Below are 18,388 nucleotides of genomic sequence, written 5' to 3' on the forward strand. Positions count from 1 at the left end.
GGACCGGTGGAGCGGAAGGTTCCCGGCGTCCGTCGGCGCCCGCCCGCGGCGCCGTCCGCCGCCCGGAAACGCCGCACGGCGGCGGGGCCGAAGCCCCACCGCCGTGCGTGAACCCGTGGACCCGCCGGATCAGACCGCCGGAGCCGGGAAGGTCGGGTACTCGACGCCCGAGACGTGCTGGACGACCCGGATGACCTGGCAGGAGTAGCCGAACTCGTTGTCGTACCACAGGTACAGGATCGCGTTGTCGCCGTCGACCTTGGTCGCGCCGGCGTCGACGATGGACGCGTGGCGCGAGCCGACGAAGTCCATCGAGACGGCGTCGGGGGCCGTGGTGAAGTCGATCTGGCGCTTCAGCGGCGAGTGCAGCGAGACGTCGCGGAGGTACTCCAGGACCTCCTCGCGGGTGGTCTCGCGGCCCAGACGCAGGCTCAGGATGGCGATCGAGACGTCCGGGACGGGGACGCGGATCGAGCTGCCGGTGATCGGCGCCTTCAGGTCGGGCAGCGCCTTGGCCACGGCGGAGGCGGCACCCGTCTCCGTGATGACCATGTTGAGCGGCGCGGACCGGCCACGACGGTCGGCCTTGTGGTAGTTGTCCAGCAGGTTCTGGTCGTTCGTGAACGAGTGGACGGTCTCCACGTGGCCGCGCAGCACGCCGTACTCGTCGTCCATGGCCTTCAGCGGCGGGACGATGGCGTTGGTGGTGCAGGAGGCGCAGGACAGGATCTGCTCGTCCGGCTTGATCGTGTCGTGGTTGACGCCGTGCACGATGTTCGGGACGTCGCCCTTGCCGGGAGCCGTCAGCACGACCTTGTCGATGCCGGGGCGCAGGTGCTTGGACAGGCCCTCGCGGTCGCGCCACTTGCCGGTGTTGTCGATGAGGATGGCGTTCTCGATGCCGTACGCCGTGTAGTCGACCTCGGAGGGGTCGTTGGCGTAGATCACGCGGATCGAGTTGCCGTTGGCGACGATGGTGCTGTTCGCCTCGTCGACGGTGATGGTGCCCTGGAACTGGCCGTGGATCGAGTCCCGGCGCAGCAGCGAGGCGCGCTTCACGAGGTCCTGGTCGCCGCCGCCGCGGACGACGATGGCGCGCAGCCGCAGACCGTTGCCGGAGCCGGCCTTCTCGATGAGCAGGCGGGCGACCAGACGGCCGATCCGGCCGAAGCCGTACAGGACGACGTCACGGCCGTCGCTGCGCTCGATCTTGTTGGCGCCGATCGCACCGGCGACGGCCTCGGCGGTGAAGTCCGCGACCGAAAGGCCGCGGTCGTCGGCCTTGTACTCCGCGGCCAGCATGCCGATGTCGATCTGGGAGGGGCCCAGGTCGAGGGTGGTCAGCGCCTCCAGGAACGGCATCGTCTCGGTGACCGAGAGCTCCTCGCCGTCGATCTGGCGGGCGAATCGGTGAGTCTTGAGAATGCTCACCACCGACTTGTTCACCAGGGAGCGGCTGTGAAGGAGGACGGTGACGTCCTGCTCCCGGTGCAGCCTCCCGATGATCGGAATCATGGACTCCGCGATCTCTTCGCGGTTCTTCCAGTTTGTGAACGAGTCCTCGTTGACAGTCACAGAAAGCATCTCTCGATCGAGCTAGGCAGTGCTCATATGCTAACCCCACGGTCATCCCCTCCTACAAGGGGTCCCCGGCGAGGCGGTCGTCACGTCCCGGCCGAGTCCGCCCCGGCGCACCGCGGCGCGGATCCCGTGACGCTCCCGGGAACTCCCCGGACGCCCCGGCCGACTCCTGCACGGAACGGAATCGACCGGATACGACCGGAGGCGCCGGGCGCGCGGCCGGAAGGGGGGCACGGTTGAGCGACGAGCGCGCGGGGCGCGGGGCGGCCGCGCCGCCGGACTGGGCCGGAAAGGCCCTCGGGCTGCTCCTGGACCGGGTGGGACGCACCGCCGAACAGGTCGGCACGCGATTCCCGCTGTACGCCGAACCCGGCGACGGACGCTGGACCACGACCGTCTGCGGCACCTGGACCGGCGGCTTCTGGGCCGGACTGCTGTGGCTGCGCGCCCGGCACCGGGCCGGGGCCGGACCGGCGTCCCCCGCGGACGCCCGCGCCGCGTCCGCCTGCACCGCCCGCCTCGCCCGCTGGGTCGGCGCCGACACCGCGACCCGGGGGCTCATCCTCTGGTACGGGACGGCCCTGGCCGTCGACGACCAGGACGCCGCCGCGCTGCGGGCCCGCGCGGCCCGGACGGTGCTCGCCGCCTGGGAGCCGCGGCTCGGCCTGGTCCCCTGGGGCGCGGCCCTCGGCGGGGAGCGGCTGCGGGCCCGCGCGGACGGCGTCCCCGGCCTCGTACCGCTGCTCGCCTGCGCCGGGCCCGAGGGGCACCGGGCGGCCGAGGCCCATCTGCTCCGGCACCTGGAACTGTGCCTGCCCGGCGACCACCGGCGCCCCCGGCCCGCCTGGCGTTACGACGAGGCCGGCGCCGTCTGGACCCCCGAAGCCGAACCGGGCCCCGGCTGGACCCGCGGCGAGGCCTGGCTGCTGCTCGCCGTCGCCGACGGACTGCTGCACGGCGGCGCCGCCCGCGCCGAGCGCCTCGCCGAGGCGGCCGAACAGCTCCTGTGCACCGGGCAGTTCCTCCACGGTCCACTCGTCCCGCCCGCCCACGCCCGGCACCGCGACGGGCCCCTGGACACCTCGGCCGCCGCCATCGCCGCGGTCGCCCTGCGCAAACTGGCCCTCGTCCCCGGCGCGCCCTGGGCCGCCGCCTGCGCGGTCCGCTCGGAGGCGGTCCTGCACCGCCTCGCCCACGCCCACCTCACCCGACCGGGCAGCCGCCGCCCCGGCGGCATGCTCCTGGACGGCTGCTACGACACGGCCGACCGGACGGCCGTGTGGCACGAACTGGTCTGGGGCGACTTCTTCCTGGCCCTCGGCCTCGCCGCCCTGTGCGGCGAGGCCGACCTGAGAAGCGTCTAGGCCGTGTCCGGAAACTCCCGCCTCCCGGACCAGCCCCTACCCGAGCCACTCCCGCAGCAGCTCCTCGCGCTCCGCGCGCCGGGGCGTGCCGCCCTCCCGGCCGCGGCCCCAGTCCGACATCGCCGCCAGCGTGGTCTCCAGGGTCGCCGCGCCCTCGGTGAGCCGGGACAGCAGGGCGCGCGAGAGGTCGGCCTCGGTCGGGGAGTAGCCCCGGGCCGCCGCCACGTACGCCGTCAACTCGTCGACCCCTTCGGCGGATTCCACCCCCACCGTCAGCAACGGCGGGGCCTCGCCCCCCAGGCTGACGCCGCCGGCCAGGGCGAGTTCCATCACCGTGCCGATCGCCAGGTCCTTGACGGCGCCGACCTGCCGCATCAGCGTCTTCGTGGGGACGCCCGAGACCGTCAGGCCCCGGACGTCCTCCCACAGGTGCAGACGGGACTGTCCGTCGCCGAGCCCGACCACCGCCTCGGGGGTCAGCCGTACCCCGGGACCGTGCCCGGAGGGCTTCGCGCCCACGTACACGTCGCCCTCGACGATCCAGAACAGGCCCACCATGGCCATGGCTGCGCTCACTTCTTCCAATGATCAGGTCGCCCTCCGGAACGTGCCGAGGCCCCGGGGAGTTCCCGTCCCCTCCTACAACCCGACGTCCCGGGCCCTGAGGTCCGCGAGTGTCTCCCTCCGCACCAGCAGCCTGCTCGCCCCGTCCGACACGGCGACCACCGGCGGGCGGCCGACCATGTTGTACGAGGACGCCATCGACAGGTGGTACGCGCCGGCCACCGGCACCGCCAGCAGATCGCCCGGGCGCACGTCCGAGGGCAGCCGCACGTCCTCGGCCAGCACGTCGCCCGCCTCGCAGTGCCGCCCCACCACCGTCGCCCGCCGCGGCGCGGCCTCGGACCGACGCCCGATCAGGCGCGGTGCGTAGCGCACCCCGTACAGCGCCGGCCGCGGGTTGTCGCTCATCCCGCCGTCCACGGCGACGAAGAAGCGCTCGGGGGTCGCCTTCACCGTGAGGACCCGGTAGACGGCGACCCCGGCCGGGCCCGTCACGGCCCGCCCCGGTTCCACGATCAGCCGGGGCACGGGCAGCCCGGCGCCCGCACAGCTCTCGACCAGCTCGGCCCGCACCCGGCGGGCGAGCGCGGTCAGGTCGAGGGCCGGATCGCCCGGCCGGTACGCGATGCCGTGTCCGCCGCCGAGGTCGAGCTCCGTCAGCACCACCCCGTGCGCGTCCCGGGTGCGGGCCATCAGTCCGACGAGCCGGCGCACGGCGACCAGATAGGGCCTGATGTCGGTGATCTGCGAACCGAGGTGGCAGTGCAGACCGGTGAGCCGCAGCCGGGGCTGGTCCAGGATGCGGGCGATGGCGTGCTGTGCGTGGCCGTCGCGCAGCGAGAGCCCGAACTTCTGGTCGTCGGAACCGGTGCGGATCTTCGCGTGGCCGCCCGCCCCGATGCCGGGGGTGACCCGCAGCAGCACCCCCTGCCGCTCGCCGGGGCCGACGGCGGCGGCGATCCGGGCGATCTCGACGGGGCTGTCGATGACGATCCGGCCGACGCCCAGGCGCAGCGCGGTCCGCAGGTCCTCGGGGGACTTGGCGTTGCCGTGCAGCAGGATCCGTTCGGCGGGGAAGCCGGTGGTGACGGCGAGTTCGAGCTCCCCGGCGGAGCAGACGTCCAGGCCGAGGCCCTCCTCCTCGACCCAGTGCGCGAGGGCGCGGCACAGGAACGCCTTGGCCGCGTAGTGCACGTCGGCCTCGGGGAAGGCGTCCCGGTAGGTGCGGCAGCGCTCGCGCACCTCGGCCTCGTCGAGGACGTAGACGGGGGTGCCGTGGCTCCCGGCGACCTCGTCGAGCGGCACCCCGCCGACGGACAGGCGCCCGTGGGGGCGTTCGGCGGTGCTCGCGGGCCAGACGGACAGGTCGTCGGAGGCGGTGGCGACCGGGGGGAGCGGCGTGACGGTCATCGCGGGGCCGCCCTTCAGCGCGCGGAGACGACGGTCAGGGGACGGGCGGCGGCCGGCCGGGGCCGGTCGCGGTCCGGGGCGGCCGGGGCCGCGGGGGCCGTCAGCGCCGGGTCGACGATCAGGACGTCGACGCCCAGGGGACGGACGAGCGCCCGCAGCGCGGGCTCGGCCAGCTCCGTCCACTCCTGCCCGGCGCCGAGGACGGCCCGCAGCCGGGCCGGCGTCGTGAAGGCGACCGCCGTGCGGACCCCGACGGGGGTACGGAAGAGACGGGCTGCGGCGCAGCCGTGGGCGGCCGGCCGGACGGGGACGCAGAGCCGTCCGGCCGGCACCCGTTCGGAGGGCTCGGGATCGTCGCCGTACAGGTCTCCGCACTGGACGTGGGTCATGGGTTCCTCCCCGGGAACGGGCGTACGCCCCGGCGCCGTTCGCGCCGGAGCCGTCCCCGAAGGTACGCCCGCGCCCCGCTCGTCCGGTACCGCCCCTGACGCGCCCCTGACGGGGGTTTGACGCGATCCGCTCGCCCGCGGGATTTCTCGGATCGCCTCGATCCGCGTCCGCCGAGCTGGCACGCTTTCCGTCGTGACGTACGTCGTAACCGTGGAAACGTGCATACCCGACGGTGCTCCCGAACTGGACGAGCTGCGCAGGGTCGGGGCCGGAGCACTGCTCGACCGGGGGTTCGACTCCGTGGCCGGGGTCGAGGGGCCGGACGGGGTGGAGATCGACGTCCTCGACGTCGTCGTCGGGGTCCACCCGGGCGGGGCCGTGCTCAAGGTGTTCGTCCAGGCTCCCTCGCTCGAAGTGGCCGAGGACGCGGTCGGCTCCGTGACCCAGGAGGTGCTCGAACGCTCCGAGGTGCTGGCCGAATGGATCGTGGAGAGCAGCGAGGTCAAGCTGCACACCGATCTCGCCCGGGAGAGCCTGGAGGCCGCCGACGGCCCGGACGCCCCGCCGAGCGATCCGCAGGCTCGCCGCGCCCAGCTCGCGCAGAAGGCGGAGGAGCCGTTCGAGACGGTGGGGGAGACGCACGACCCCGAGGCCGAGATCCGGGCCATGGCCGCCCGGCTGCGGTCCTTCGAGCCGTCCGTGTTCGGCGCCGGCGACCCGGCGGACGGCTCCGGCGTCTGTGCCGGCGACGCCGAACTGGCCGCCGGAGCCCTGGTCTACGGCGCCGAGGTCCTGATCGACGAGCTGTACGACGACGTGCAGGCGCTCGCCGAGGAGGACACGAACGTCGCCGGCTGCGAGGGGCACCTCTGGCACCTGGACCAGCTCCCGCCGCGCTACGCCGCCCGCTACGACGAGCTGTTCGCCCGCCGCTTCCTCGTGACCGCCGTCGCCCTCACCACCCGCTTCACCGACGGCGGCTTCGACCGCCTGGGCTGCCTGGCCGAGGAGCTGGTGCTGAAGTTCCTGCTGGAGCAGGCGCACGTCACGCTCGACCTGTACGGCCTCCTGGACGACGGGGTCGCCACGGCGCTCGAGCGCTTCGCCTCGAAGGTGTACGGGGACGACGAGGACGTCGACCGGCTCTTCGACGACACGGCGGACGAGCTGCCGGCGGTCGGCTTCGGCACCTGGTTCACCCCCTTCGGCGAGGACCGCTATGTCCACCCCTACGCGGCCGACGAGCAGGTGCCGGAGCCCGAGGACGCGTAGCGCCCGGGGCCGGGCCCACGCCCGCCCGGCCCCGGGCCTCGGAGTAGGCTCGGCGGGCCGTCCCCGGAGCAAGGAGAAGCAGTGTTCGTCAAGGTGTGCGGGCTCGCCACGACCGCCGACATCGACGTGGCCGCCGAGGCCGGGGCGGACGCCGTCGGCCTGGTGATCAGCGGGACCAGCGTCCGCGGCCTCGACTGGGACCGGGCCGTGCGCCTGGCCGCCCACGTGCCCTCCCACGTGCGGTCCGTCCTCGTCGTCAACGACACCGCCGCCGCCGACGCCGCCCGCGCGGCGCGCGAGCTCGGGGTGGACGCCCTGCAGCTGCACGGCACCTACACCAGGGCCGACTTCGACGAGGCGGCCCGCACCTTCCCCCGGCTGTGGCGGGCCACCTCCCTCGCCGAGAGGCCCGACACCCGCGTCGGCGCCTACGGCGAGGAGGTGCTGCTGCTCGACTCGCCCCGCGCCGGGTCCGGCTCCCGCTGGGACCTCTCCCTGCTCGACACCGCCCGCCCCCAGGGCGACTGGCTGCTCGCCGGCGGCCTCGCCCCCGGCAACGTCGCCGAGGCGATCCGGCAGGCACGTCCCTGGGGCGTCGACGTCTCCAGCGGCGTCGAGTCCACCCCCGGAGTCAAGGACCACGCCCGCATCCGCGCGTTCGTCGCGGCCGCCAGGTCGGCGGCGCCGGACGCCGGCTAGCGCTCGCGCTGCGCCACCCGGCCCCAGAAGTCGACCATCATCCACTCGTAGCGGATGCCGAACTCCAGGACTGTCGGCTGTAGAGGAAGGTGGAGTCAACTCCCGCACGGGTCGATGCCCTTGGACCGCCCGGGCCACGGCTCCCCGGCTCCCTGGGCCCTGGGGTGCGCGGGCATGGGCGTGCCCCGGCGGCGGGGGACGGCGCGCCGGGGCACGGGACCCGGGGAACTCGGGGGAGTGGGACGCGTTACGCGCAGCCGGTGCCGTCGGCGCGACAGACCACCCCTTCGACCGTGACGGACTCGGCGAGCCGGGCCTGCTCGTCGAGGACGGCCTTGCGCAGCTGCGCGGCGCTGGGCACACCCTCCAGGCGGGTGTCGCCGACGAGGATGGTCGGCACGGCCTGCACCCGGTTCGCCTCGGCCTCCCGCAGGGCGTCCTGGTGGCGCGCGACGTATGTGCCGTCCTCCAGGGCCTTGCGGTACGCGGGTCCGTCGAGGCCGATCTCCTCGGCGAGCTCCACGAGGACGTCGAGCTGCCCGAGGTCCAGGTTCTCCTGGAAGAAGGCCCGGAACATGCGCTGGTTGTACGCGTCGCCCAGCCCGTGCTCGACGGCGAACTGCCAGCCCTCGAAGGCGAGTCGGGTGTAGGGCTGCGGCGAGACCGTGGGCAGGGTGATGTCCACGCCCAGCCGGCGGGCCATCGGGTAGACGGCGCGCTTCCAGATCTCGGGCAGGTACGGGTCCTCCGGGCGGAGGGTCGGCTTGGGCTCGGCGCGCAGCTCGAACGGCTTCCATTCGATTTCCACGTCGAGGCCCTCGACGGCCTCCTCCAGCGGCCCCTCGGCCAGCATGCAGAAGGGGCACACGTAGTCGGACCAGATCCGGATCTTCACCGGGGCCGCGTTGTCGGTGCTCACGAGTGGGTGCTCCCTCGGTTGACCAGGTACTCCTGGAACGGCGTCTCGTGTCCCTCGACCGGGAGGTGGGTGGTCCTGATGCCCCACTCGGTCGGGTCGGCGCGGTAGATGCCGTACGAGCCGGAGTAGTCGAAGCCGTACTGGGCGGCGGTCCTGCGGTCGGCGGCGTAGACGATGTGCTCGACGCCGAAGTACAGGGCGACCTGGTAGCACAGGGCGCAGGGCTCGCCGGAGGCGATCAGGGTCGCCCCGTGGACGGCGAACGACCCGTGCTGCCTGGTGGCGTTGCGCAGGGCGACCACCTCCGCGTGGGCGGAGGCGTCGCGATCCTCGCGGACGCGGTTGAAGCCGGTCCCCAGGACCCGGCCGTCGTGGCGGACCACGATGCCCGAGAAGGGGATGCCGCCGGCGGCGACGTGCTCGCGGCTGATCCGGACTGCTTCCTCCACCTGCTTGGTCAGGTGGTCCTTCGCGGCGGTCGTCATGGCCGCGCTCAGACGGAGGTCACGCGCAGGATGATGGCGCCGCCGATGATCGAGGCGAAGGAGAGCAGGCGGGCGAGGGTGATCTTCTCCTTGAAGATGATGGCGCCGAAGACGACGGTGCCGACGCCTCCGATGCCGGTCCAGATCGTGTAGCCGACCGAGACGTCGAGCTCCAGCAGGGCGCGGGAGAGCGTGTAGATGCCGCCGGCCGCGGCGAGCAGGGTCAGCACGCTGGGCCACAGCTTGGTGAAGCCCTGTGTGGCGTTGGTGCCGAGTGCGAAGAGGATCTCGAAGACGATGGCGATACCGAGGAACACCCAGGTCATGGGAAGCGGCTCTCTCTGTGGGAAGGGGAGGGGGCTGTACGGGGGCGGGGGAGCGGGGGATCAGACCGTGACCTCGGCGCGCTCTTCGGCGACGCGCTCCTCGGCGACCTTCTTGTCCGCGGCGATCTTGTCCGTGATGCGCAGTGTGGTGCCGCCGCCGATGATCAGGACGAAGGCGACGACCTTCCAGATGGTCATGGGCTCGTCGTAGATCAGGGTGCCGAAGATGACGGTGCCGACACCGCCGATGCCGGCCCAAACCGTGTAACCGACGCCGACGTCGACGTACTTGAGGGCCTGGGAGAGCGTGTAGATGCCACAGGAGGCGGCCGCGGCCGTGAGGAGCGACGGGCCGAGGCGGGTGAAGGCGTGGGTGGCCTCCGTGGAGAGGGCGAAGGTGATCTCGAACAACGACGAGAACAGCAGCCAGGCCCAGCCGATGTTCTGGTTCTTCTGTGTCTGCTCGGCGGACACAAGACCTCCATAGTTGTTTGTGCGTGCAAGTTCCTTAGGATCATGAAGAGCCTAGGTTCGGCACGTAGTTCGCTAGGATCTTGCATGGTCATATAACCTGTTGTCAAACCCCCTTCAGAGGAGAGGTACATGAACAACGCCACCACGACGTCTCCCGCGCCCACCTCGGACCAGGCCGTCTGGGATCGCGTGCTCACCCTGCACGCCCGGGTGGAGCGGGAGCTCGCCACCGCGCTCCAGCGCCGGCACGGCATCGGCCTCTCGGAGTACCGGGCCCTGGAGAACCTGTCCGCCTCCCCCACCAGTGAGCTGCGGATGCAGGAGCTCGCCGACAAGATCGGGCTCGGGCAGTCCTCGGTCACGCGCCTCGTCGAGCGGCTGAAAGGTGCTGGTTACGCCTTCAAGGACCTCTGTCCCTCCGACAAGCGGGGCGTCTACGCGGTGATCACGGAGGAGGGGCGCAGCCGTTATGTCGCCGCCCGCGCGACCTACGCCGAAGTGCTCTCCAGCGCGCTCAACTCCCAGAGCGCCGACCCCGCGCTCGCGGCCACCGTGGCCTCGCTCCGCAGCGCCCGCCCCGCGTAACCCGCGCCTCCCCAGACGCACCCCCGTCCCCCCGGGGCACCCCCGCCCTGCTCGGCCGTCGCCTCCCACCGTCTCCATCCAGCGGAGACGGAAGGGCGCGGCCTTTTTGCGTTCACGCGGCCGCGACACACCTTTAATGATCTTGACTTAGATTGATTGTTGTATGTGCAAGCGGTGAGCTAGGTCACAACGCGACCGCTCGGTATATGCTTGACCCTGCATGGAAACTCGGTAGTGTCTGGTCCGGCGCAGATCGGTTCGAAGGGGAATCAAGCAGGATTCGATCGAATCGATGGTGCTTGGCCCAGTCTCTGACAGACCATGCGGGGGAAACGTGCCATCGCCCAGCCTTGCCCAGAACATCGCCGCCCACGCCGAGCGGCAGCCGTCCGCGACGGCGCTCGTCCTCAACGACCAGCACACGACCTACGGCGAACTCGCCGGCCTGGTGGCCCTCTGGTCCGAGCGGCTGAGCGCCGCGGACCTCCCGGCCGACCGGCCGGTGTGCATACCGGCCCGCAAGGATCCGGCGACCGTCGCCCTGATGCTCGCCGCCTTCGCCCGGCCGCTGGTCGTCCTGGCCCCCTCGCCCGAACTCGGCGAGGACGCCCTCGACCGGATCTGCCGTCAGGCGCGGGTCTCGGCGAGGCTCTCGGCCTCGCCCGACGGCACCCTGGACGTCCTGGCCCACGCCGAGGACGCGGCCGCCGCCGCAGGCTTCGGCCGGCCCACCGCCGACACGGCCCGGCTGCTCCTGACCACCTCCGGCTCCACCGGCACCCCGAAACTCGTGCCGATCGGCACCGAGGCCTTCGACGCCTTCGCCGCCTGGGCCGCCCGGGAGTTCCGCATCACCTCGGCGGACGCCTCCCTGTCGTACGCACCGCTCAACTTCGACCTGGCCCTGCTCGACGTGTGGACCTTCCTCGGCGCCGGAGCCCGGGTGGTCCTCGTCGACCGGGAGAAGGCCACCGACGCGCCCCATCTGCGCCGCCTGGTCTCGGACGGCGCCGTCACCTTCGTCCAGGGGGTGCCGCTGCTCTACCGCCTGCTCACCGAGGGGGAGGGGGCCTTCGAGGCGGTCCGCGAGGTCGTCCTCACCGGGGACGCCGTACCGCAGGATCTCCTGGCACGTGCGGCAGAATCGTTTCCTCGCGCGCGGTTCCACAACGTCTACGGGTGCACGGAGACCAACGACAGCTTCCTGCACCCCGTCGACCCGCGCACCGCACCGGGGAAGATCCCGATCGGCCGGCCGCTGCCCGGCGTCGAGGCCACCGTCCTCGACGACGAGGGCAACGCGCTCACCGGCCCCGGCACCGGCGAACTCGTCGTCCGCACCCCCTTCCAGACCACCGGATACCTCCAGGAGTCCCTGAACCCGGACGTGTTCGTCCTGCGCGAGGGCCGGGTCTTCTACCGCACGGGCGACATCGTCACCCGTGACGCCGACGGCCTGCACCACCTCGAAGGGCGCTCCGACTGGCAGGTCAAGGTGCGCGGGGTGCGCACCAACCTCCAGGAGGTCGAGTCCGTCCTCGCCCAGCACCCCGACGTCGAGGAGGCGGCCGTCGTCGCCCTTCCCGACCCCGAAGCCGGAGTCAGGCTGCACGCCCGCCTCACCAAGCGGGCCGGAGCCGGCCTGAACTCCCTCGCCATCCGCTCCTACGCGGGGGCGAACCTGCCCCGCCACGCCATTCCGTCCAGCGTCCGCATCAGCGAGATCCCGCTGCCGCGCACCTCGACCGGCAAGCCGGACCGCAACAAGATCAAGGAGGAGATCAGCGCATGAGCGCTCCCACCCGGGACATCGCCGGAGAGATCCGCGCCCACCTGCTCACGCAGTACCTGAAGGGCGAGGACGTCACCGCCGAGGACCTGCCCGGCGACTACGAGCTGATCGAGTCGGGCGTCGTCGACTCGCTGGGCCTCGTGAAGCTCATCCAGTACATCGCCACCACCTACGGCGTCCCCGTCGACGACATCGAGATCGGGCCGGACAACTTCCGCACGATCGACGCCATCACCAGGACGATCACGGACAACACCTCCCTCTGACCGTCCCCCGCACCAGGCGGCGGGCACGACGCCGGTCGCACCACGCACCAGACAACTCCCGCACCACGCACCACGTACAAGGCATCTCGCACCAGGCATCCCGTATCAGGAATCCCGTAGAGGAGTACGCCATGTTCACGCGCACGCTCGAGGACGTCACCCCGGTCGAGTGGGGCAACGGCACCAGCCACCGGCTGCTGACCGAGGCCGACAAGATGGGCTTCACCGTCTGCAAGACCCTGGTCCGCAAGGGCACCAACTCCGCGCTCCAGTACCGCAACCACCTGGAGGCCTGCTACTGCATCGCGGGCTCCGGCGCGGTCGTGCACAAGGACGGCACCGTCTTCAAGATCACCGAGGGCACGATATACGTCCTCGACGAGCACGACCCGCACTACCTCATCGCCTCCGAGCACGAGGACCTGCACCTCATCTCGGTCTTCAACCCCCCGCTGACGGGCGAGGAGAAGCACAGACTCTCCGAGGACGGCTTCTCCCAGTACTAGGCAGCCCCCGTTCCCGGCCGGGACTTCGGCGCGACACGGCCCGGCCGGGAACGCCCGCCCCGCCCGCACCAGGAAGGAAGACCTTGACCGTCGACGCAATGCCGCTCCCGACCGACCGGGACGGCCCGCTCACCGAACTCGTCGCCCCCTACGCCGACATCCTCAACGCCGACCTCGCGGAGCTGGACGCCGGGGCCGTCTTCTCCCGCGCCAAGTGGCAGGCGATCAAGGACAGCGGCATCCTGCGCACCCCCTTCAAGGCGGAGCACGGCGGCGCCGGACGCAGCTTCACCGAGACCATGCAGGTCCTGGAAGGCCTCGGCCGGCACTGCCGGGACGCCGGCATCGCCTTCTCCGCCTCGACGCAGATCGTCTCCCTCGCCACCCCGCTGGAGAAGTTCGGCTCCGCCGAGCTCAAGGCCCGCTATCTGCCCCGCATCCTCTCGGGCGAGGCCGTCACCGCGCACGCCATCACCGAGGAGACCGGCGGCTCCGACGCCATGAACATCACCACCGTCGCCGTCCGCGAGGGCGACCACTACGTCGTCGACGGCGGCAAGATGTTCATCACCAACGCCCCCGTCGCCGACCTCTTCCTGCTGTACGTGCGCACCGGCAAGCCCGGCCCCTTCGGCCTGACCTGCCTCCTCGTCGAGCGCGACACCCCGGGCCTGGAGATCGGCGAGCCCCTCGACAAGCTGGGCCTGCGCACCTCGCCCCTCGGCCGGCTGAGCTTCAAGGGGCTGCGCGTTCCGGTCGCCAACCGGGTCGGCGCCGAGGGCGGCGGCTTCCTCGTCCTGGACTACGTGATGAAGCGCGAGATCCTCTACGCCTTCTCCATCACCCTCGGCGAGATGCGCCACCGGCTCGACACCGTCACCGCGTTCGCCACCGGGCGCACCCAGTTCGGCCAGCCCATCGCGAGCTACCAGGCCGTCGGCCACCGGATCGTCGAGATGCGGATCGCCGTCGAGACCGCCGCCAAGTGGCTCGCCGACACCGGCGCCAAGGCCGAGCGCGGCGAGGACATCTCCCTCGACCTGGCCGCCACGAAGATCGTCGTGTCCGAGGCCAACGTGAAGACCGCCCTCGACGCCGTCCAGATCCACGGCGGGCGCGGCGTCCTCACCTCGCACGGCATCGAACGCGATCTGCGCAACTCCGTCGCCGGAACCATCTACTCGGGCAGCAGCGAGATCCAGCGCAACCGCATGGCCGCCCTCCTCGGACTCTGAGCTAGGAGCTCTCCCGTCATGAGCATCGCCCTCGACGAACTGCCCGCCCTGACCCGGCCCACGGCCTTCCTCGACCACGACTCCGACGCGGTCCAGAACTTCGTGGACTCCGTCGTCACCGACCGCGCCGCCGACCGGCGCGAGAACGCGGTGAAGCTCTACTACGCCGTCCGCGACGGCCTCGACTACGAGGTCTACGACACCGACCTCAGCCCCCAGGGCCTCAAGGCCTCCAGCGTCATCGAGGCCGGCCAGGGCTTCTGCCTGCACAAGTCGGTCGTGTACGCCGCCGCCGTCCGCGCCCTCGGCATCCCCTCCAAGCTGGTCTACGGAGACGTCCGCAACCACCTGGCCAGCCCCCGGCTCATCGCCCACATCGGCGGCGACGTCTTCTTCCACGGCCTCACCCAGGTCTACCTGGACGGCCGGTGGGTCAAGGCCACCCCCGTCTTCAACAAGCTGCTCTGCCGCCTCTACGGCATGGAGGCGCTGGAGTTCGACGGCACCGCCGACTCCCTCTACCACCCGTACGCGGGCCAGGAGGGCAAGGGCGCCATGGAGTTCCTCAAGGACCACGGCTCCTACGACGACGTGCCGTACGACTTCGTGCTGTCCACCATGCGCGCCAAGCACCCCAATTTCCTGAGCAGCGAGGGCAGCGGCACGGTCAAGGGCGGTTCCCTGGCCGCCGAGGCCGACACCGCCGCCACCGCACGCCCCGGCAGATAAGGACACGTGAGCATGAGCGGCACCACCACCCCGCCGGCCGACGGCTGGGACGCCACCACCCGCATCGGCGTCGTCGTCCCCTCCGCCGACATCGGGCCCGAGGCCGAACTCCAGGCCGTCTCCCCGCAGTCGGTGACGATCCACGCCTCCCGCATCGACTTCGGCGGCATGCTCCCCGGCGGGCACATGGTCGCGGAGAAGATCCCCCAGGACCCCATCGCGGCGTTCGTCGAGCCCCCGGCCGTCGACAACGCCGTGGGACTCCTGGCCGACTCGCCGCTGCACGCACTCGTGCTCGGCTTCACCAGCTCCTCGTACGTCCTTGGCGCTGACGGCGAGAAGGCGCTCTACGCCCGCCTCGCCCCCGTCACCCGCGGCATACCGATCACCGGCACCGCCAGGGCCGCCGTCACCGGCTTCCGCGCCCTCGGCGCCGAGCGGATCGCCATCGTGAACCCGCCCTGGTTCGACGACCGGCTCTCCACCCAGGGCCGGGACTACTTCGCCTCCCAGGGCTTCGACGTGGTCCACCACGGCCCCGTCGGCCTGCCCTCCGAACAGACCGCCATCACCCCGCAGAACCTGTCGGAGTGGATCCGCACCACCGTCGCCGACGCCCGCCCCGAGGCCATCCTCGTCGCCGGAAACGGCATCCGCGCCGTCGGCACCGTCCGCGGACTGGAGGAGGAGCTCGGCTTCTCCGTCCTGACCGCCAACCAGGTCGTCCTGTGGCACGCCCTGCACCTGGCCGGCGCCGCCGCGACGGCGGCGGAGGTCACCGCCTACGGGCGCCTGTTCCGCACCGTACCGAAGGAAGCGTGACCCGATGCTGTCCGCCGACGGCTACGTCGCCGTGTTCACCACCCCCGAGGGCGACGTCTACCGCACCCCCCTGGTCTGCTGGCGCGAGGACGGCCCGAACGTCTACGGAGTGACCCTCCACAAGGGCGGCCTGCGCCGGGCCGAGGAACTCCCCGGCTTCACCCGCTACGCCGTCGCACCCGGCTGCGCGTGCGCGCCCGGCGTCCCGGAGCCCGCCGCGGGCGTCGGCGGGCGGCAGCTCGCCACCCGGTAGGACCACGAGCGGCCCCGGAACCGGTGTCCCGGTCCCGGGGCCGCTCGCTTCTTCGCGTCGTTGCCGGCGACGCCCCCTCGCCGCCGCCCCGGCCCGCCTCCGCGGGGCGGCTATCCGAATTCGCCGGCGCGCACCCCCGCGCAGAAGGCCGCCCACTCGGCGGCGGTGAAGCGCAGGTCCGCGCGGTCGGGGTTGCGTGAGTCGCGCAGGGCGACGGCGCCGGCGCCCAGCCGGGTCACCTCGACGCAGCCGTCGTCGGCGCTGTGGCTGCTCTTCCACCAGACGGCCTTGGTCAGGTTCTGCGCGTACAGCGGGTCCTTGTTCATCGTGGGTGTTCTCCTCTCCCACCCAGCGTCACGGCGGCCGTCGGCCCCCGCAAACGCTCGGCGCCCCGCGCGTACACTCCGTAAAGGGGGCAAAGAGGTCTTATCGGCTTCCCGACGCGGGCAGATCGGAGGTCGTCTTGACCGGTTCCGCAGGGCGACCGGGGGCATCCGAGACCCGCCGGGCGCAGGTCGAGCTCGCGCGGAGGCGCCTCGTGGACCTGGCGACCGGTGTGCTCGCGGCCCAGCTCGGCCTGTCGACGGCGGAGGCCGCCGAGCATCTGGCGACGCTCGCGGAGGCCACCGGCCTGCCGGCCGGGGACTTCGCGGCGGACGTCGTGAACGCGGTCGCCGCGCCCGGCGACCCGCTGCTCGCACCCGCCGACGCCCCGCAGGCCCGCCGGCTGCGCCTCACGGCAGCGATCGCCGAGGTGGCGCCGAGCGCCACCGAAGGGGCCCGCACGCTCCTGGAGGAGGGGCTCGCGCCGCTCGGCGCGGACAGCCTGTGGCTGTGGCGGCGCGCCGGTTCCGGGTGCCTGCGGCTCGTCGGATACGCCGGGGTCGGCGCCGCCGAGGCCGCCGCCTGGCGCTGGATCCCCCCGGCCGCCCCCGAACCCTTCCGCCTCGCCCTGTCCGACGGGCCCGTATGGCTGGAGGGAGGCGGGGACGACGGGACGCCGCTGCCGGGCTCCGGGACGGGCGCCTCGCGGGCGGTGCTGCCGCTGAGACGGCGCGGTGCGCCGGCCGGGGTGGCGCTGATCGGGTGGCCGGGTCCCATGGAGCTCGACGGACCGGTACGGCGAGCCGTCTCCGGACTCATGGACGTGGCCGGCGCCGTGCTCGACCTCCCGGAGGCCGAGGAGCCCGCCGCACCCGCCCTGGTCGACCTCCTCGACGCCCTCGCACACCCGGCCGCCCTGCTGCGCACCGGCGGCCCGACGGGGGAGACGCTCCTGGAGCACGCCAACGACGCCGCCACCGAGGTCCTCGGCGGGGCGCTCACCGCCGAGGACCGGTCGCTGCCCAGGACCTTCCCGCTGGTCCACGACGAACTCACGCGCCTCGACCGCCGGGCCCACCACACCCGCCACCCCCAGCGCGCCGCCCGGCTCCCCCTGCACCCGCCACCGGACGCGCCGCCGAGGGGGCCGCTCCTGGACGTGCGGGTGGTGCCGGTCGGCGACGAGCGGTCGGTGCTCCTGTGGCACACCGTCGGCGACCCCGGCCTCGCGAGCAGCCGGGCGGTCGCCCGGCTGCAGAGCGTCGCCACCTTCCAGGACAGCCTCACCGGCGGCGACACGGTCTGGTCCGAGCAGGCGTACGGCATGTTCGGGATGGCCCGCGACGAGCCGCCGCTGCCGCTGCTCGCACTGCGCGGGCGCATCCACCGCGAGGACGACGAGGCCCTGACCGGCCTGCTCACGACGCTCACCGAGCACCACTCGGGCGCCCAGACCGTGCTGCGGGTGGTGCTCCCCGACGGATCCGTGCGGCATGTGCGGGTGGCCGCCGAGCCGCTGCTCGACGGGGACACCGTCACCGGATTCGTCGGCGTCTACCAGGACGTGTCGGACACCCGCCGCACCGAGCTCGCCCTGACCGCCACCTTCGACCACCTCACCGCCGTCCGCGACCAGGCCGAACTGCGCCACCAGCTCGCCCTCCAGCTCCAGCAGGCCATCGTCCCCGAGGCGACGGCGCTGCGGGAGCTGCCGGGCGGTCTCACGGTGGCCGCCCGCTACCGGCCGGCCGCCCAGGAGTACCAGGTGGGCGGCGACTGGTACGACGTGCTGCCGCTGCCCAGCGGCAAGGTCCTGGTGACCGTCGGCGACATCGCCGGGCACGGTATCGACTCCGTCACCGGCATGGTCGCCCTGCGCAACGCCCAGCGGGCGCTCGCCTTCACCGGCCGGAGCCCCAGGGAGCTGATGGGCTGGCTCAACGAGGTCACGCTGCGCACCGGCGGCGGGTCCACCGCCACGGCCGTGTGCGCGCTGTACGACCCCGAGGACGGCGGACTCGTCTGGTCGAGCGCCGGCCATCTGCCGATGCTGCTGATCCGGGACGGCCGGGCCAGGCTGCTCGAACCGCCGCAGGACATCCTGCTCGGCGCGGTCCCCTCGTACACGTACCGGGAACGGCGCACCCGGCTGCGTCCCGGCGACACCCTGTTGCTCTACACCGACGGCCTGGTGGAGCGGCGCCACGACGGCCTGGGGCCGGGGCTCGCCCGGCTGGCGGCGGCCGCGGAGCGGATGGCGGGGCGGCTGGTCCCCGAGCGGCTGGTGGACGGACTGCTCCACATGGCGACGGGGGACACCGACGACGACACCAGCATCGTCGCGGTGCGGGTGCGGGGGCCCGACGAGGACGCCGACGAGGGCTGACCGGAC

Annotated in this window: 21 protein-coding genes; 12 read left to right on the forward strand and 9 right to left on the reverse strand. The window is 72.7% G+C overall.

Going from position 1 to position 18,388, the window contains the following annotated elements; translation table 11 throughout:
• Positions 1–129: 129 nt before the first annotated feature.
• The gene (locus ACH414_RS19605) at positions 130–1,575 is read right to left on the reverse strand and encodes a glyceraldehyde-3-phosphate dehydrogenase (RefSeq protein WP_386570074.1); all 1,446 of its coding nucleotides are present in this window, start codon (positions 1,573–1,575) and stop codon (positions 130–132) included.
• A 242-nt stretch (positions 1,576–1,817) separates the two neighbouring features.
• On the opposite strand from ACH414_RS19605, the gene ACH414_RS19610 reads away from it, so the two are divergent.
• A complete protein-coding gene (locus ACH414_RS19610; RefSeq protein ID WP_391767823.1) occupies positions 1,818–2,945 on the forward strand; it encodes a sugar ABC transporter permease in 1,128 nt (375 codons plus the stop codon).
• A gap of 36 nt (positions 2,946–2,981) precedes the next feature.
• On the opposite strand, the gene ACH414_RS19615 is transcribed toward ACH414_RS19610, so the two are convergent.
• The 3 genes from ACH414_RS19615 to ACH414_RS19625 form a co-directional block, all read right to left on the reverse strand.
• Complete coding sequence (locus ACH414_RS19615; RefSeq protein WP_382549142.1) at positions 2,982–3,521, reverse strand: hypothetical protein; 540 nt, start codon at positions 3,519–3,521, stop codon at positions 2,982–2,984.
• Between the two features lie 63 nt (positions 3,522–3,584).
• On the reverse strand, positions 3,585–4,919 hold the full coding sequence (gene lysA / locus ACH414_RS19620) for a diaminopimelate decarboxylase (protein WP_398942646.1): 1,335 nt from the start codon (positions 4,917–4,919) through the stop codon (positions 3,585–3,587).
• A gap of 14 nt (positions 4,920–4,933) precedes the next feature.
• A complete protein-coding gene (locus tag ACH414_RS19625; RefSeq protein ID WP_382549138.1) occupies positions 4,934–5,308 on the reverse strand; it encodes an SAV_915 family protein in 375 nt (124 codons plus the stop codon).
• A 193-nt stretch (positions 5,309–5,501) separates the two neighbouring features.
• Between ACH414_RS19625 and ACH414_RS19630 the strand changes: the two genes are divergently transcribed.
• Positions 5,502–6,581, forward strand: a complete 1,080-nt coding sequence (locus tag ACH414_RS19630; protein WP_382549136.1) for a hypothetical protein — start codon at positions 5,502–5,504, stop codon at positions 6,579–6,581.
• An 81-nt stretch (positions 6,582–6,662) separates the two neighbouring features.
• Positions 6,663–7,280 (forward strand): phosphoribosylanthranilate isomerase, encoded by a 618-nt coding sequence (locus ACH414_RS19635; RefSeq protein ID WP_382549134.1) that lies wholly within the window; start codon positions 6,663–6,665, stop codon positions 7,278–7,280.
• A gap of 247 nt (positions 7,281–7,527) precedes the next feature.
• Here the strand turns inward: ACH414_RS19635 and ACH414_RS19640 are convergent, their stop codons facing one another.
• Genes ACH414_RS19640 through ACH414_RS19655 form a run of 4 tightly spaced genes read right to left on the reverse strand, consistent with a single transcriptional unit; the run spans position 7,528 to position 9,484 of the window.
• Positions 7,528–8,199: a DsbA family protein gene (locus ACH414_RS19640; protein WP_382549130.1), complete on the reverse strand. Its 672-nt coding sequence runs from the start codon at positions 8,197–8,199 to the stop codon at positions 7,528–7,530.
• Positions 8,196–8,684, reverse strand: a complete 489-nt coding sequence (locus ACH414_RS19645; protein ID WP_382549128.1) for a nucleoside deaminase — start codon at positions 8,682–8,684, stop codon at positions 8,196–8,198. The genes ACH414_RS19640 and ACH414_RS19645 overlap by 4 nt, the downstream gene beginning before the upstream one ends.
• A gap of 8 nt (positions 8,685–8,692) precedes the next feature.
• The gene (locus ACH414_RS19650) at positions 8,693–9,010 is read right to left on the reverse strand and encodes a DMT family transporter (RefSeq protein ID WP_382549126.1); all 318 of its coding nucleotides are present in this window, start codon (positions 9,008–9,010) and stop codon (positions 8,693–8,695) included.
• A gap of 60 nt (positions 9,011–9,070) precedes the next feature.
• Positions 9,071–9,484 (reverse strand): DMT family transporter, encoded by a 414-nt coding sequence (locus ACH414_RS19655; protein WP_398942650.1) that lies wholly within the window; start codon positions 9,482–9,484, stop codon positions 9,071–9,073.
• A gap of 129 nt (positions 9,485–9,613) precedes the next feature.
• Here ACH414_RS19655 and ACH414_RS19660 point away from each other — a divergent pair, with 129 nt between their 5' ends.
• The 8 genes from ACH414_RS19660 to ACH414_RS19695 all read left to right on the forward strand — a co-directional run bounded on the left by ACH414_RS19660 (position 9,614) and on the right by ACH414_RS19695 (position 15,672).
• Positions 9,614–10,069: a MarR family winged helix-turn-helix transcriptional regulator gene (locus ACH414_RS19660; RefSeq protein WP_382549122.1), complete on the forward strand. Its 456-nt coding sequence runs from the start codon at positions 9,614–9,616 to the stop codon at positions 10,067–10,069.
• Between the two features lie 334 nt (positions 10,070–10,403).
• On the forward strand, positions 10,404–11,861 hold the full coding sequence (locus ACH414_RS19665; RefSeq protein ID WP_386570022.1) for a class I adenylate-forming enzyme family protein: 1,458 nt from the start codon (positions 10,404–10,406) through the stop codon (positions 11,859–11,861).
• Positions 11,858–12,127, forward strand: coding sequence for an acyl carrier protein (locus ACH414_RS19670; RefSeq protein WP_382549119.1), 270 nt, complete (start codon positions 11,858–11,860; stop codon positions 12,125–12,127). Before ACH414_RS19665 ends, ACH414_RS19670 begins: the two co-directional genes overlap by 4 nt.
• Positions 12,128–12,258: 131 nt before the next feature.
• Positions 12,259–12,633: an ectoine synthase gene (locus ACH414_RS19675; protein ID WP_382549117.1), complete on the forward strand. Its 375-nt coding sequence runs from the start codon at positions 12,259–12,261 to the stop codon at positions 12,631–12,633.
• 98 nt (positions 12,634–12,731) lie between these two features.
• On the forward strand, positions 12,732–13,868 hold the full coding sequence (locus ACH414_RS19680; protein WP_382549170.1) for an acyl-CoA dehydrogenase family protein: 1,137 nt from the start codon (positions 12,732–12,734) through the stop codon (positions 13,866–13,868).
• A gap of 18 nt (positions 13,869–13,886) precedes the next feature.
• Positions 13,887–14,597, forward strand: a complete 711-nt coding sequence (locus ACH414_RS19685; RefSeq protein WP_382549115.1) for a transglutaminase family protein — start codon at positions 13,887–13,889, stop codon at positions 14,595–14,597.
• A 12-nt stretch (positions 14,598–14,609) separates the two neighbouring features.
• Complete coding sequence (locus ACH414_RS19690) at positions 14,610–15,419, forward strand: maleate cis-trans isomerase (RefSeq protein ID WP_382549113.1); 810 nt, start codon at positions 14,610–14,612, stop codon at positions 15,417–15,419.
• Between the two features lie 4 nt (positions 15,420–15,423).
• Positions 15,424–15,672, forward strand: coding sequence for a DUF6253 family protein (locus ACH414_RS19695; RefSeq protein ID WP_382549111.1), 249 nt, complete (start codon positions 15,424–15,426; stop codon positions 15,670–15,672).
• A 110-nt stretch (positions 15,673–15,782) separates the two neighbouring features.
• Here the strand turns inward: ACH414_RS19695 and ACH414_RS19700 are convergent, their stop codons facing one another.
• Complete coding sequence (locus ACH414_RS19700; protein WP_382549110.1) at positions 15,783–15,998, reverse strand: DUF397 domain-containing protein; 216 nt, start codon at positions 15,996–15,998, stop codon at positions 15,783–15,785.
• A gap of 137 nt (positions 15,999–16,135) precedes the next feature.
• Between ACH414_RS19700 and ACH414_RS19705 the strand changes: the two genes are divergently transcribed.
• The gene (locus ACH414_RS19705; RefSeq protein ID WP_382549108.1) at positions 16,136–18,382 is read left to right on the forward strand and encodes a SpoIIE family protein phosphatase; all 2,247 of its coding nucleotides are present in this window, start codon (positions 16,136–16,138) and stop codon (positions 18,380–18,382) included.
• The last annotated feature ends 6 nt before the right edge of the window (positions 18,383–18,388 follow it).

The sequence above is a fragment of the Streptomyces sp. NPDC020422 genome (assembly GCF_044386705.1).
Taxonomy (GTDB): Bacteria; Actinomycetota; Actinomycetes; order Streptomycetales; family Streptomycetaceae; genus Streptomyces.